The 13714-nt window shown below is 70.4% G+C and carries 13 protein-coding genes; 6 read left to right on the top strand and 7 right to left on the bottom strand.

What is annotated here, in order from left to right; all coding sequences use genetic code 11:
- The first annotated feature begins 36 nt into the window (after window positions 1-36).
- From ACEN96_RS06780 to ACEN96_RS06770, 3 genes are all read left to right on the top strand, one after another.
- Window positions 37-465: a pentapeptide repeat-containing protein gene (locus ACEN96_RS06780; RefSeq protein WP_495587276.1), complete on the top strand. Its 429-nt coding sequence runs from the start codon at window positions 37-39 to the stop codon at window positions 463-465.
- Window positions 466-476: 11 nt separating this feature from the next.
- Window positions 477-785, top strand: a complete 309-nt coding sequence (locus ACEN96_RS06775) for a hypothetical protein (protein WP_495587275.1) — start codon at window positions 477-479, stop codon at window positions 783-785.
- Between the two features lie 154 nt (window positions 786-939).
- Window positions 940-1764: a hypothetical protein gene (locus tag ACEN96_RS06770; protein ID WP_495587274.1), complete on the top strand. Its 825-nt coding sequence runs from the start codon at window positions 940-942 to the stop codon at window positions 1762-1764.
- A gap of 10 nt (window positions 1765-1774) precedes the next feature.
- Here the strand turns inward: ACEN96_RS06770 and ACEN96_RS06765 are convergent, their stop codons facing one another.
- From ACEN96_RS06765 to ACEN96_RS06735, 7 genes are all read right to left on the bottom strand, one after another.
- The gene (locus ACEN96_RS06765; protein ID WP_495587273.1) at window positions 1775-1981 is read right to left on the bottom strand and encodes a hypothetical protein; all 207 of its coding nucleotides are present in this window, start codon (window positions 1979-1981) and stop codon (window positions 1775-1777) included.
- A gap of 108 nt (window positions 1982-2089) precedes the next feature.
- Window positions 2090-2701 carry a DNA-3-methyladenine glycosylase gene (locus ACEN96_RS06760; RefSeq protein WP_495587272.1) on the bottom strand — a complete coding sequence of 204 codons (612 nt, stop codon included), beginning with the start codon at window positions 2699-2701 and terminating at the stop codon, window positions 2090-2092.
- 9 nt (window positions 2702-2710) lie between these two features.
- Window positions 2711-4684: an ATP-binding protein gene (locus tag ACEN96_RS06755; RefSeq protein ID WP_495587271.1), complete on the bottom strand. Its 1974-nt coding sequence runs from the start codon at window positions 4682-4684 to the stop codon at window positions 2711-2713.
- Window positions 4685-4816: 132 nt separating this feature from the next.
- A complete protein-coding gene (locus tag ACEN96_RS06750) occupies window positions 4817-5158 on the bottom strand; it encodes a hypothetical protein (RefSeq protein WP_495587270.1) in 342 nt (113 codons plus the stop codon).
- 360 nt (window positions 5159-5518) lie between these two features.
- Entirely contained in the window at window positions 5519-5983 is a 465-nt protein-coding gene (locus tag ACEN96_RS06745) for a hypothetical protein (RefSeq protein WP_495587269.1), read from the bottom strand.
- A gap of 160 nt (window positions 5984-6143) precedes the next feature.
- Window positions 6144-7718: an ABC transporter permease gene (locus ACEN96_RS06740; protein WP_495587268.1), complete on the bottom strand. Its 1575-nt coding sequence runs from the start codon at window positions 7716-7718 to the stop codon at window positions 6144-6146.
- Window positions 7715-8581, bottom strand: coding sequence for an ABC transporter ATP-binding protein (locus ACEN96_RS06735; protein WP_495587267.1), 867 nt, complete (start codon window positions 8579-8581; stop codon window positions 7715-7717). Before ACEN96_RS06735 ends, ACEN96_RS06740 begins: the two co-directional genes overlap by 4 nt.
- A gap of 257 nt (window positions 8582-8838) precedes the next feature.
- Between ACEN96_RS06735 and dbpA the strand changes: the two genes are divergently transcribed.
- The 3 genes from dbpA (at window position 8839) to ACEN96_RS06720 (ending at window position 13707) form a co-directional block, all read left to right on the top strand.
- A complete protein-coding gene (gene dbpA / locus ACEN96_RS06730) occupies window positions 8839-10179 on the top strand; it encodes an ATP-dependent RNA helicase DbpA (protein ID WP_495588563.1) in 1341 nt (446 codons plus the stop codon).
- Window positions 10176-11414: a DEAD/DEAH box helicase gene (locus ACEN96_RS06725; protein ID WP_495587266.1), complete on the top strand. Its 1239-nt coding sequence runs from the start codon at window positions 10176-10178 to the stop codon at window positions 11412-11414. The genes dbpA and ACEN96_RS06725 overlap by 4 nt, the downstream gene beginning before the upstream one ends.
- A 154-nt stretch (window positions 11415-11568) precedes the next feature.
- Complete coding sequence (locus ACEN96_RS06720) at window positions 11569-13707, top strand: TonB-dependent siderophore receptor (protein WP_495587265.1); 2139 nt, start codon at window positions 11569-11571, stop codon at window positions 13705-13707.
- Window positions 13708-13714: the final 7 nt, after the last annotated feature.

Here is a 13714-nt window from a genome sequence, read left to right as displayed (position 1 = left end):
TGCCTCGGCGCGAAGCCTCCCGCTACGATCGGCTTCATGGCCACACTCCATGAAAGCACCGATTTCTCCGGCCCCAAGGCACTCCCTCATCGGCTTCAGGACGACGTCTTCAGGTACTGCACCTTTGATGGCTTGAATGTCGAGGGGGAAGGCTTCGACGGCATCGCCGTCGGCTGCAAGTTCCTGAATTCCTCGTGGTACTGGGGCCTCTTCAACTGCGCGACGTTCGTGGACGTGGAGTTCAACGGCTGCAGTTTTCGGGGCACAGGCTTCGGCGGATGCACGTTTGTCCGCTGCAAATTCGTCGACTGCACCTTCGCCAGGGACAAGCTCGACGGCGAATGCAGGTTCTCGGACTGCACCTGGCACGACTGCAGCCAAGTCGATTGCAAGGGCTTGCCCAAATCACTCGTTCATCCCGAACGAACGCAGCGGCGCGACCGGCCTGCGGTGACGAAGAACTGAGTCGCCGCGACATGACCAAGCTTGAGTTCTTGCTCGTCCTGGCTTGGCTGCTTGCGCCATCGCTGCTGCTGGGCACGCTCGCGTTCGGCTGGCTGCAACGTGCGAGCCTGCGACGCAGGCGCCGTCGGAACCTCCTCGCCTGGGTGCTGCTGCTCGCGCTCACCGCGCTGATCACCCTCGGGCTGACCGCCTGGGCTCCTGCCGGCATTCGCGTCTACCTGCGCGTCAGGGACGCGCCCCTCCTGTGGGCACCAGCAGGTTTCGTCGCAATGGCGGTTGCCCTTCCCATCGCCCTCTACCTGGCGCGCCGAGGCGATTGAGGCGCCCCTCTCCATCCCATCTTGCCCTCGGTCGCCGGGCAACCCCAGGGACCGCTTGCGCGCGAGCGTCGCCAGATCGGCGGCGTCCCTGGCGCGCCGATTGCCGCTTCCCGGTCCTCCGGACCAGAGGCACGGCCCCGCGGGTCGTGACGCCATGGACACCGCTTGCCGCCTGCGCGCTCGCCGCCTGCTCCGCCGCCTCGCCACGGCAATGCTGTGCCTGACGCTGCTCCCGCTCGCCTGGGCTCAGAAGGCCCTGGTGCTGCCCGCCGTGAGCAGCTATGCGCAGCCGCCCTACGTCTTTCCGGAATCGATGAAGAAGGAAGGCCTCGCGCAGCGGCTCGTCGACCTGCTGCGCGCGCGCCTTGAGCCGGACCTGTCGCTCGAACTCCAGACGCTGCCACGCAAGCGCCTCGAGTTGACGCTGGAGGGCCACGGCTTCGACGGCGCCGCGCTCTTCCTCTCGCCGGAATTCCTCACCCGCGAGGCCATCGACGGCGGCAAGTGGAGCGTGCCGGTGATGGTCGACGAGAACGTGCTCGTGAGCATCCGTCCGCTGGAGCTCACCACGCTGCGTGACCTGTCCGGCCTTCGGCTCGGAGGCATCGGCGGGCACATCTACCGGCTGCTAGCCCCCTTGCTCGACTCGGGAACGATCCAGCGCGAGGACGCCGCGGACCACGTCGCCAACTTGAAGAAGCTGTGCCTGGGCCGCGTCGACTTCCTGGTCATGAGCCGCTCCGAGTTCGCGGGCAGCGTGCGGCTGACCTCGTGTCCCAAGCCCTTCGCTTCGCGCTCCTTCCCGGAGCGTCAGCTCATCCAGCGCCGGGTGCTGGTCCGCCTGCCGGATGAGCGCCGCGCCCGGCGCCTGCTCGACGCCACCGCCCAGGTGGCATGCAGCGCGCCGTGGCTCAAGGCGCTCGAGGAATACGGCCTCTCCGGCGCCCACTGCGACGGCGCGTCCTCGGGCAACGAGTGAGCCGCGCCGCTCAGCGCCCCTCGCGCCAGCCCAGCACGCGGGCCGGCAGGAAGAGGATGGCCTTCAGCAGCGCGAAGACGGCTTCGACGCTCAGCCCGATCAGCCGCAGCGGCAGCGTCAGCAGCCACGCGACCGGCCACAGCACCAGCGCCAGCAGCGCGAGCGGCCAGCACAGCACGAACAGGATCAACCAGAACAGCAGGCCGACGAAGCCCATGACGCACTCCTTGAAATGGACGCCGTGACAGGGAGGCACGGCATGCCGCCACCTTAGTGCGCGCGCGGCGCCCGTGCCCGGTCCGTGCGACCAAGCGGGCCGCCGGGCTCATGAAGCGCTGTTGCGCGGGATCGGCTTGCTCAGGAATCTCGATCCCGCCGCGACGAACCGCCACGGCAGGTCGACCGCCTTGGAGATGCCGATGCGCGTGCCGCTGGCCACCTCGGTCTTGCCGCTCGGCGGCAGCAGCTGGAACGGCGGCGCGTCGAGCGCCAGGCCGTCGAACGAGCGGTCGATGCCCAGCGCCTGCCCCACGCGGCCGGGACCGGACGCGAGCAGCCGCAGGGCCGTCGTGCCGCGGCGCTCGATCATCCGGTCGATCCCATGCGTCGGCTCCAGCGCGCGGATGAGCACGCCAGCGCCATGGCCCGGGGCACGGCACACGAAGTTCAGGCACCAGTGCAGGCCATAGCTCAGGTACACGTACGCATGCCCCGGCGGCCCGAACATGACTGCGTTGCGCGCGGTCGGCCCGACGTAGCAATGCGAGGCCTCGTCATCCATGTCGTAGGCCTCGGTCTCGACGATCACGCCGCCGACGCCATCGACGAGCACCGTCCACCCGATCAGCGCGCGTCCGACGGCGACCGGGCCCTGCAGGAAATCGAGGGAATCCCCCGCTGCCGCGCCTGCTTCGCGTTTCAGCCGTGACGTCCGCATCGGCCCCTCCTAGCTCAGCGCCGCGATCAGCGAGCTGAGGTCGTAGGGCTTGCGCAGGACCGCATAGCCGTCGTCGCGCGCGCGGTCGGCGACATCGCTGTAGCCGGTCACCAGCACCGCCTTGATCGCCGGGAATCGCGCCCGCACTTGCCGCACCAGTTCCGCGCCGTCCATGCGGCCCGGCATCACGATGTCCGACACCAGGTAGTCGGGCGCGAAGCCGCCCTCCAGGAGCGCCAGCGCCGCGTCGGCATCGACGACGGCGCGCACCGCCAGCCCCTCGGCCGACAACAGCTGCACCGAGGACTCACGCACGTCGGGGTTGTCCTCGACGAGCAGCAGCACGCGCCCCTCGACCGGGCGCGGCGGCGGCATCTCGGCTTGCCCGTCGCTTCCCACGGCGGCCGTGGTCGGGAACACCATCGTCACGGCCGTGCCCCGGCCCACCTGGCTGCGCACGTCCACCGTGCCACCGCTGGCCGTCACGAAGCCGTGCACCTGCGCGAGCCCCAGCCCCGTGCCGTTCCCTCGCGTCTTGGTCGTGAAGAAGGGCTCGAAGACCTTCTCCAGGATCTCGGGCTTGATGCCATCGCCCTGGTCGACGACCTCGATCGCCAGCGCCGGTCCGCCGCCGGCCGTCACGGTGGAGAAGGCCCGCACGTGGATCTCGCCGCAGTCGCGGGTCGCGTCGCAGGCATTGGTGACGAGGTTGGTCACGGCGATCTCCAGCTCCAGCGGATCCAGCGCCACCGTGGGCAGCCCGTCCTCGGCCGAGATCCGCAGCCCGCAGCGCGTGCCGACGAGCGAGCGCAGCACCTCCTCCATCTCGCCAAGCACCACGCCCGCCTGGATCGCCTGCGGCTGGTTGCGCCGCCGGCCGGACAGCAGCGTCAGCTGCCGCGTCAGCGCCTCGGCCTTGCGCACGCTGCGCCGCATCACCTGCACGTCCGGCTCGATCGCCGGCCCCGTCCGCCGCTGGATGATGGCCAGGCGGCCGGTCAGCACCTGCAGGATGTTGTTCAGGTCATGCGCCAGGCTCGCGCCGAGCCGCCCCACCACGTCCAGCTTCTGGGCCCGCGCCAGCTGCGTCTCGGCCGCCTCGCGCTTGTGCACCTGGGCCTGCAGCTCGTCGGTGCGCCGCTCCAGTGCGAGGAAGGCATCGGTCAGCCGCTTCTGCACCGAGCGGAAATGCATCGCCAGCAAGGCCAGCAGCACCGTGTTGGCCACCAGCCCCTCGATCCGCGTCATGTACCAGGCCAGCGAGTAGCGCTGCCCGCTGAAGGTGCTGAGCCAGACGCCAGCGCCCTCGGCCACGAGCACGAAGACCAGCCACGTGAAGATGGAGCGCCGCAGCAGCCCCCGCGCCCAGATCAGGACCACGGCGAGCGCCGCGACGGCCGCGCTGACATAGGACCCGACGATGGTCACGTGGCTGAACAGCGAGCGCCCCTGCACGAGGGTCACCGACGCGGCATCCGTGAGCTGGGACCCGAGCGCGAGTGCGAAGGCCGCCAGCACGGCCACCACCAGCGGAAAGCTGCTCGGCGCGGCGGGGCCGTCCTGCGCGTCGGGGGGATCCACCAGCGCGGCCCAGGCGATGAGCAGCGCGAAGCCGGCGCGCCAGCCGACGAACAGCCAGCTCACCGCGTGTGGCGAGCCTAGGACCGGCCCGTCGGCGAAGACCGCGCCGGGAAAGGTCAGCACGTGGAGGATGGCCATCAGGCCCGCGAACAGGTAGGCCGCGGCGATCACGATGTGCGAGCGGTGCGGCCGCGGCGAGGAGATCAGCAGCCAGAAGGTCGCCAGGTCGATCATGGCCGTGGCCGCCCCGTACATGCCGCTGATGTGCGGCAGCTGCGGCAGCGGCATCGCGGCGCGCGGCACCACGACCAGCACCGACAGCAGCACCAGCGCGCACAGCCCGAGCGAAAGCCGCCGCTGCGCCGGGCCGGCTGCTTCCTGGATGAATCCGCGATACGGCATGGGTCTCCCTGTCCCGCGCTTCGGGGCTTCGGCGTTCACTCCGCCACCTGATGCGGCCAGCGCTGCGGGCAAGGCCGATGCCGGACATGCGGGCTGGCCGACGACTCTATCCGCAGACCCGGCCACGGCCGGTCAGACGACGCCGAGACCGGCCAGGATCGACGCCAGCCCCATCGCCGCCATGACGGCGGCGTAGAAGAACGCCATCCTGGGCGTGGACGGATAGGACAGCGTCACGCAGAACCAGCGCAGCCCGAGCAGGAAGAAGGTCTTGTGGCTGAAGAAATAGCTCGCCAGGAACATGCCGCCCCACGCGACGAGCGCCAGGCCCATCAGGATCGGCTTGGCCGGGCCTTCGGCGCGCAGCGCGGCCACCATCAGCGCCGCGAGCACGGCGATCAGGCTCAGGCCCAGCAGGTCGCCGCGCTCCTGCGGGGGTTGCGGACGCGGCGGTCGGGGATCGGAAGTGTTCATCGTCATCGGGAAAGCGGCGCAGCATAGCGCCCCTGGCCGACCGGATGCCTTCCGGAAAGAAAGAAGGCCCGGCTGCCTGGACAGTCGGGCCCGAAGGACTGCCATCGGCAGTCTCCTGCTCAGGGAGGAAAAGCAGGACGGCGTTGCAAGTCGATTTGCGCTGCCGTGAGATGAATTGTTCAGTTTTATCAAAAGCCCGTCCAGTGGCAATTGATAGATGTGCATGTAGGTGATTCCCTGACAGACAGCCGCCGTCCGCCCGGCTATGGCGGACGCGGTCCAGGTCAGGGAAAGAGCGCCGCCGGGGCGCCCGGCGTTGCTGGAGCGCGCGGCAGGCGCCGGCGCGCGCGGGGCTCGGGCTCAGGCGGGCGTCGGCTCCTTGGCCTCGCTGCTGTCCTCGGGCGGGGTGGGCGCGGTCTTGCGCTGCGCCTTTTCCTGTTCCTTCTCCTGCTTCTTCTTCTGCTTGGCGAGTTCGCGCTGGCGTTTCTCGAATTGATAGTTGGGCTTTGCCATCTCGATCTCCTTGGCGGTTGGGGGTTTACCGGAGGCGTCGCGCTCGGATTGGGCCCGCCATTGAGCCGCCTCCTTGCGATAGATGTTCTCGCCGGTGGTGGTGAGGCGCAAGGCGCCACCATTCCATTCGAGCCAGTCCAGCTCGACCAGCCGATCGATCACGGTCTCGGGAATCTCGCTCGCCTGGCGGCGCTTGAGCGCGTCCACGCTGATGCGAAGGGACTCTCGCAGCGCCTCGAGCGCCATCGGAACAGGCATCACCTGACTCCTCACGTGTCGCGCCGCGACGTACGGCACGAACAGATGCGCCAAGCGATCAAGGCGAGGACTGCGATGCGTTCGACGGGTCGAAGGAAGCGAAGGCCTCGGTTGACAACCTCACGGTCTATCGGGCCATCGTAGCTCACATCGCCGCACCGCCCGCCGCGCCCGGCACCGGAGGCCGATGGCGGACCAGGGATATCAACCCCGCTCAGGCGCGCGCCGGGCGCCCTCCGGCCGCCAGCGCGAGCAGGCCCAGCACGCCGGCGCCGGCGTAGATCAGCACGCTGGCGGCATTGGCGGCGCCGCTCAGGCCCAGCATGTCGACGTTGGGGATGCCGCGCGCCTGCAGCCCGACGTAGAGCCCGAACAGGTAGAGCGCCACGAAGGTACGCGCGCCCTTGGTCAGCCGGCCCAGCAGGGTGGCGAACGCGCTCGCGCACAGCAGCCCCGCGAGGCAGGCCGCCGCCCGCATCGGGGATCCGGCCGCCCAGCGCAGCAGCGCCGGCGCGCTCACCAGCAGGCCCAGACCGAGCGCGACGAGCGCCTGCCGCCAGCCGCGCTCGCGCGCGCCGCCCGGCATCGCGCTGGCCAGCGCCAGCGTGCCGCTCTGCCAGTCGCGCGAACTCACGTCGGCCACGGCCATGCCCCAGGCGGCGAGCGCGACGGCCATCACCGCGGGCAGCTCCGCCAGCGGCACCGCGGCCGAGGCCACCGCGCACGCGCCCATCACCAGCGTCAACAGCGGCTGGCTGAGCAGCACCAGGCTGGCATCGCCCAGCCAGCGTCCCGCCACGCCCGGCACGAGCGCGCTGGCGCGCAGCAGCCGCGCGAGCATCCAGGCCGTCGGCACCAGCGCGGGCCGCAGCAGCCACCGCGCCGCGGCGAGCAGGCGCGAGCGCTTCGCCTCCGGCCGCGCCACCCGGTCCGGCGCATAGCGATGGAACACCCGCATGGCCAGCAGCAGCGGCAGCATCGCCACGCCCATCGCGCCCACGCGCAAGGCGACGAGCTCCGCGCTCCACAGGCCCGAGGGCATGTGCAGCACCGCCTTGCCGGCATCGAAGGGGCTGCCGCCGACGCTGACGTGGTCGACGTTCATCAGCTGGATCAGCCGGACGATCAGCGTCGACAGGCCCTGCACGTCGAAGACCTGCCAGGCGTTCAGACCCGGCATCGACCGCTCGAGCATCAAGGGCAGGAAGGCGAACTGCGCCATCCACAGCATCCAGTACAGCGCGTCGCCCCACTTGCGCATCAGCGGCGACCAGGCGTCGGCCAGTACCGCCAGGCTCGCGCACAGCATCAGCCCCGGCGCCAGGCCGAGCAGCAGCATCCACAGATACGGCAGCGGCTGCAGCGGTCCTTCGCCGCGCACCAGCTGCAGCACCCACAGCGTCAGCATCAGCGTCGCGCCCAGCGCCATCAGGAAGCCGAACGCGCCCAGCCAGCGCACGCCCAGCAGCTGCGCGTTGGTCACCGGCGTCGCCGCCAGCACGGACGCGGTACCGGTGCGCAGGTCCTCCTGACTGCGGCCGCGCGCGAGATAGAACCCCGCCAGGCCGAACAGGACGCAGGCGATCGTCCCGGTGGCGAAGGCCAGCGCCTCGCTCTCATACGCGATGCGCTGGCCGTGCGTGACCATCATGGCGAAGCCGGTCCTCGGCTGGGGCACCATCAGCCAGCTCAGCGCGACGACCGCGAGCAGGATCACCAGCGTGCTGAGCCGGCGGCTGCGCAGCCGCCACTCGTTCAGCACCGAGGCCTTCCACAGCGCGGCGTTCATGCGGCCACCTGCTGATCGGCATAGCGCTGCGCCATCAGCGCCTCCTCCAGCGTCGGCTGCGCGAGCTGCGCCTCCGCGCACGGCCGCGAGGCATGCGCGATGCGGACCTGCATCCGCCCGCCCTGCGGCTGGGCCCGCAGCACGTGCACCTGACCGCGCAGCGCCTCGTAGGCCTCGGTGGAGAGCACCGAGGTCCATACCTGGCCCGAGGCCCGCGCCATCAGCGCCTCGGGCGTCTCGAAGGCTACCAGCCGGCCGCGCCGCAGGATCGCCAGGTGCGAGGCCAGGTTCTCCACGTCCGACACGATGTGCGTCGACACGATCACCAGCCGCTTCGCGCCGAGGTCGCCGAGCAGGCGGCGGAAACGCAGCCGCTCCTCGGGGTCGAGGCCGGCGGTGGGCTCGTCGACGATCAGCACGTCCGGGTCGTTCAGCAGCGCCTGCGCGATGCCCAGCCGCTGCCGCATGCCGCCGGAGAAGCCGGCCGCCGCGCGGTGCGCGTGATCGCCCAGGTTCACCAGCTCCAGCAGCGCCTGCACCCGGCGGCCGTCCTTCACGCCCTTCAGCGCCGCGAAGTACTGCAGGAACTCGCGCGCCGTCAGGTGCGGATAGACGCCGAAGTCCTGCGGCAGGTAGCCGAGCCGGCGGCGCATCAGCTCGGGCCTGGCGACGATGTCCTGGCCATCGAGCAGGATGCGGCCGCGCGTGGGGGCGGTCAGCGTCGCCAGCATCTGCAGCAGCGTGCTCTTGCCCGCGCCGTTGTGGCCGATCAGCCCGAGCACCCCGGGTTGGAGATCGAGCGAGACGCCGTCCACGGCGACATGGGGGCCAAAGGTCTTCACGACATCCTGGATCTGCAGCACGAGGGTCTCCCTGATCGATGAGTGCCGCGCAGCGTAGGGAGGCCGTCCACGGGCGCGAAGCGCCGCCCGACAGGCCGTCGCGAGCCGGGATCAGACCGCGTCCTGGCCGGATGGACGCGCGTCGTCGACAATCGCGCATGACCCGCCCCGACCCGTCCGTCCCGGACACCCCGACTCCGGCGCCCCCGCTGCCCCCCGCCCCGCCCTCCACCCAGCCCGGCGCCGACTCCTTCGCCAGCCTCCCGTTGCCGCCCGCGATGCAGGCCAACCTGGCGCAGCTGGGCTACCTGTCGATGACGCCGATCCAGGCCGCGAGCCTGCCGCTGTCGCTCGCCGGCAAGGACCTGATCGCGCAGGCCAAGACCGGCAGCGGCAAGACCGCCGCGTTCAGCCTGCCGCTGCTGGCCAACCTGAATCCGCGCCGCTTCGCGGTGCAGGCGCTGGTGCTCTGCCCCACGCGCGAACTCGCCGACCAGGTGACGCAGGAGATCCGCCGCCTGGCGCGCGCCGAGGACAACATCAAGACGCTGACGCTGTGCGGCGGCGTGCCGATCCGCTCGCAGCTGGCCAGCCTGGCGCATGGCGCGCACATCGTCGTCGGCACGCCGGGCCGCATCCTCGACCACCTGCAGCGCGAGACGCTGTCGCTGGAGGCGCTCGGCACGCTGGTGCTGGACGAGGCGGATCGCATGCTCGACATGGGCTTCGCCGAGGACATCGCGCAGGTCGTCGCCCATTGCCCGAAGGCGCGCCAGACGCTGCTGTTCTCGGCCACCTATCCCGAGGGCGTGGCCGCGCTGGCCGGCCGCTTCATGCGCGATCCAAAGCAGATCACGCTGACCGAGCGCCATGCCGCGCACAAGATCCGCCAGCGCTTCTACGAGGTCACCGAGAGCGAACGCCTGCATGCCGTGGGCCTGCTGCTCAACCACTTCCGTCCGGCGAGCACGCTGGCGTTCTGCAACACCAAGCAGCAGTGCCGCGACCTGGTGGCCGTGCTGCAGTCACAAGGCATCGTCGCGCTGGAGCTGCATGGCGACCTGGAGCAGCGCGATCGCGACCAGGTGCTGGTGCAGTTCGCCAACCGCAGCTGCAGCGTGCTGGTGGCGACCGACGTCGCGGCGCGCGGGCTGGACATCGCGCAGCTCGAGGCGGTGATCAACGTCGACATCACGCCCGATCCCGAGGTGCACGTCCATCGCGTCGGACGCACCGGCCGCGCGGACGAGGCCGGCTGGGCCTTCAGCCTGGCCAGCCTCGACGAGATGGGCCGCGTCGGCCGCATCGACCAGATGCAGGGCAGCGTCAGCCCCTGGCATCCGCTGAGCGAGCTCACGCCCGCGGCCGATGGCGAGCCGCTGCACCCGCCGATGGTGACGCTGCAGATCCTGGGCGGGCGCAAGGAGAAGATCCGTCCCGGCGACGTGCTGGGCGCGCTGACCAAGGACCTTGGCTTCGAGGGATCGCAGATCGGCAAGATCAATGTCAACGAGTTCTCGACCTACGTCGCCGTCGAGCGCGGCGTCGCCGATCAGGCGCTGCGCAAGCTCAATGCCGGCAAGGTCAAGGGCAAGTCGGTGAAGGTGCGCAAGCTGTGAGCGCGTTCGCTGCCCTGGGGCTGACGCCGTCCCTGGTCCAGGCCGCCCAGGCGCTGGGCTTCGATGAACCGACGCCGATCCAGGCGGCCGCGATCCCCGCGGCCATCGCGGGCCGCGACGTGCTGGGCTCGGCCGCGACCGGCTCGGGCAAGACGGCGGCCTATGCCTTCCCGGTGCTGCACCGGATCGATGCCGGCATCCGGCCGGCGCTGCGCCGCACCGAAGCGCTGGTGCTGGTCCCGACACGCGAGCTCGCGGTGCAGGTCGGCGAGACGCTGCGGCAGCTGGAGCGTCACCTCGCCGAGCCGGCGAAGGTCGTGGTGCTGCATGGCGGCGTGTCGATCAATCCGCAGCTGATGGCGCTGCGCGGCGGGGCCGAGATCGTCGTCGCGACGCCGGGCCGGCTGCTCGACGTCGTCGATCACAACGGGCTGCGGCTGTCCGAAGTCGAATGCCTGGTGCTGGACGAGGCGGACCGCCTGCTCGATGGCGGCTTCGCCGAGGAGCTGGACGCGGTGCTCGCGCAGTTGCCCAAGCGGTGTCAGAACCTGCTGTTCTCCGCGACCTTCCCGGACAGCGTGCAGGCGCTGGCCGGCCGCATGCTGCGCGACCCGGTGCGCATCGCCATCGAGGACGCGCCGGCCGCCGAGGGCCGGATCGAGGAACACGCGATCGAGGTCGATCCCGCGCGGCGCACGCCGCTGCTGCGCCATCTGATCGAGCAGGGCGGCTGGACGCGCGTGCTGGTGTTCGTGGCGACGCGCTATGCCTGCGATCACGTCGCCGACAAGCTGCGCAAGGCCGGCATCGCGGCCGAGGCCTTCCACGGCGATGCCAGCCAGGGCGCGCGCACGCGCGTGCTGGCCGACTTCAAGGCTGGCCAGGTGCGGGTGCTGGTCGCGACCGACCTGGGCGGACGCGGCATCCACATCGCGCAGTTGCCGGTGGTGGTGAACTACGACCTGCCGCGCTCCGCGGTCGATTACACGCACCGCATCGGACGCACCGCGCGCGCGGGCGCTTCGGGCCTGGCGGTGAGCTTCATCGGCGCGGACGCGGAAGCGCATTTCCGCCTGATCGAGAAGCGCCAGGGCCATCGCGTGGCGCGCGAGCGGATTCCCGGCTTCGAGCCGGTCGAGGTCGCGTCGCCCGCCGCCGCGGCTGGCGGCGTCAAGGGCAAGCGGCCGAGCAAGAAGGACAAGCTGCGGGCCGCGGCGGCGGCGCGGGGCGAGTAGCGGTGCCACTACCGTAGATCCGCGCCGCTGCTTCGAATATCGATAGGCCGAAAGGTTTCTCTGCGTCCGGGAGCCGCGTGAATAGAGTGAAGCGTCAGCCGCAATGCCGTTGCGGCTTTCTCACCTGTTCACGACCGACCCACGTCCGAGATTCATGCAAGCCCATCCGAAAGCCGTTTCCCTGGCCATCGCCACCCTGCTCGGCAGCTTCGCCACAGGCGCGGCCTGGGCGGATACCGCCGCGAACGACACCACCACGCCCACCGCCGAGGCCGGCACCGGCGCCGCGCTGTCCCGCGTCACGGTACAGGGCTCGCGCAAGCGCGAACTGCCCGTCGGCGCCGGCGCGCTCGGCGCCCGCTCCGACCTGGAAACCCCCTTCTCCACCGCGCAGGTCAGCGCCGAGGACCTGGACGCCCGCCAGGTCAAGGCGCTCGGCAAGGTCTTCGCGAACGACGCGTCGGTGATGTCGCTCGGCGACACGTACTCGTTCAACGCGTACTCGATCAACGTGCGCGGCATTCCGCTGGACGATTACAACGGCTACAAGATCAACGGCCTGCCGTTCTTCATGACGACCGTGGAGTTGCCGATCGAGACCTTCGAATCGGTGCAACTGCTCAAGGGCTCCTCGGGATTCATGTATGGATTCGGCGCGCCGGGCGGCATCATCAACTTCGTCACCAAGCGACCGACCGACAAGCCGCTGCTGAGCGCCGACGTCGGCTACCGCTCCAACGGCGTCTTCAGCGAGCACCTCGATGCCGGCGGCCGCGCCGGCGACGACGAGCGCCTCGGCTACCGCCTCAATCTCACGCACGAACAGGGTGAGACCTACAACGGCGCGCGGGTGCAGCGCAATTCCGGCTCGCTGGCGCTGGACGCGCGGCTCAGCCCGTCGCTGACATGGACGGCGGACGCGATCCACCAGTCGCGCCGCGTGCAGGGCGGCGTGCAGGACTTCTTCCTCGACGATTTCACCGGCACCCGGCTGCCCGCGCCGCCCAGCGGCCGCAAGGACCTGAACGCGCACGACACGACCTTCTTCAACTCCAAGGTCTTCTTCGTGTCGACCGGCCTGCAATGGCGCATCGACCCGTCGTGGAACGCCAAGGTCGACATCAGCCGCAGCCAGGACCGCCGCCGCTACTCCGGCCAGTGGATGAGCCTGAACAACGAGGCCGGCGACTACACGGTCTATCTGAACAAGTCGCAGGGCGCGGCCACCTACGAGCAGGCGCAGGCGCTGCTGGAGGGCGGCTTCTCGACCGCCGGACTGCAGCACCAGGTCACGCTCGGCCTGGCCTGGCAGGGGCTCAACAAGCAGACGGTGCCCAAGTCGCTCTACGTGCCGATCGGTGACGAGAACCTCCATCAGCCGATCACGCCGCTGCCCTGGACCGGCAGCTACAACGACGCGCTGCAGTATCACAACTACCACTCGGCGCAGAAGGCGGTCTTCGCCAGCGACACGCTGCAGTTCTCCGAGCAGTGGTCGGTGCTGGCGGGGCTGCGCTACTCGGACTACGGCCAGACCTCGTACAACACCGCCGGCGACGTCACCAACCGCTACCGCAAGACGCCGGTCACGCCGACGGTGGCGCTGATGTTCCGGCCGCGGCCCGACACACTGCTGTACGCGAGCTATGTCGAGGCGCTCGAGCAGGGCAGCACCGTCGGTACCACCTACGCCAACGCGGACGAGGTGCTCGCGCCGCTCAAGAGCAGGCAGTACGAGATCGGCGCCAAGCAGGAGGGCCGCGGCTGGGCCGCGACGGCTTCGCTGTTCGAGATCGATCGCGGCGCGGAGTACGCCAACGCGCAGAACTACTACGTCTCCAACGGCCAGGTGCGGCTGCGCGGCGCGGAGCTCAACGGCCACGTCGACCTCGACAGCGGCCTGCGGATCACCGGCAGCGCCGCGTGGACCCGGGGCGAGTACCGCGAGACCGACGCGAGCCTGGTGGGCCACCGGCTCGAAGGCATCCCGAAGTGGCAGGCCTCGATCGGACTCCGCCAGAGGATCCCCGGCATCGAGGGCCTGGCGGCCAGCGCCGAATGGCACTACTTCGACCGCCTGGCGCTCGATGCCGACAACAAGTACACCCTGCCGGGGTACTCGCTGTTCAACCTCGGCGTGAGCTACGAGACCCGCGTCGCGCAGCATCCGGTGACGCTGCGCGCGGGCGTGGACAACATCTTCGATCGCCGCTACTGGGGCTTCCTGGCCTCGGGCTATACCTTCGTCGGCGCGCCGCGCACGGTGGGGGTGAACGCGAAGGTCGAGCTGTAAGGCCCCC

The organism is Roseateles sp. Mitsp63, from assembly GCF_059491535.1.
This window is presented reverse-complemented; position numbering and strand designations above follow the sequence as displayed.

Excerpts from the sequence above, each read along its gene's own strand:
- ACEN96_RS06755 (WP_495587271.1), bottom strand. The coding sequence starts at position 4,684 with ATGCCGTATCGCGGATTCATCCAGGAAGCAGCCGGCCCGGCGCAGCGG.
- dbpA (WP_495588563.1), top strand. The coding sequence starts at position 8,839 with ATGCAGGCCAACCTGGCGCAGCTGGGCTACCTGTCGATGACGCCGATC.
- ACEN96_RS06720 (WP_495587265.1), top strand. The coding sequence starts at position 11,569 with ATGCAAGCCCATCCGAAAGCCGTTTCCCTGGCCATCGCCACCCTGCTC.
- ACEN96_RS06740 (WP_495587268.1), bottom strand. The coding sequence starts at position 7,718 with ATGAACGCCGCGCTGTGGAAGGCCTCGGTGCTGAACGAGTGGCGGCTG.
- ACEN96_RS06760 (WP_495587272.1), bottom strand. The coding sequence starts at position 2,701 with ATGCGGACGTCACGGCTGAAACGCGAAGCAGGCGCGGCAGCGGGGGAT.
- ACEN96_RS06775 (WP_495587275.1), top strand. The coding sequence starts at position 477 with ATGACCAAGCTTGAGTTCTTGCTCGTCCTGGCTTGGCTGCTTGCGCCA.
- ACEN96_RS06750 (WP_495587270.1), bottom strand. The coding sequence starts at position 5,158 with ATGAACACTTCCGATCCCCGACCGCCGCGTCCGCAACCCCCGCAGGAG.
- ACEN96_RS06780 (WP_495587276.1), top strand. The coding sequence starts at position 37 with ATGGCCACACTCCATGAAAGCACCGATTTCTCCGGCCCCAAGGCACTC.
- ACEN96_RS06770 (WP_495587274.1), top strand. The coding sequence starts at position 940 with ATGGACACCGCTTGCCGCCTGCGCGCTCGCCGCCTGCTCCGCCGCCTC.
- ACEN96_RS06765 (WP_495587273.1), bottom strand. The coding sequence starts at position 1,981 with ATGGGCTTCGTCGGCCTGCTGTTCTGGTTGATCCTGTTCGTGCTGTGC.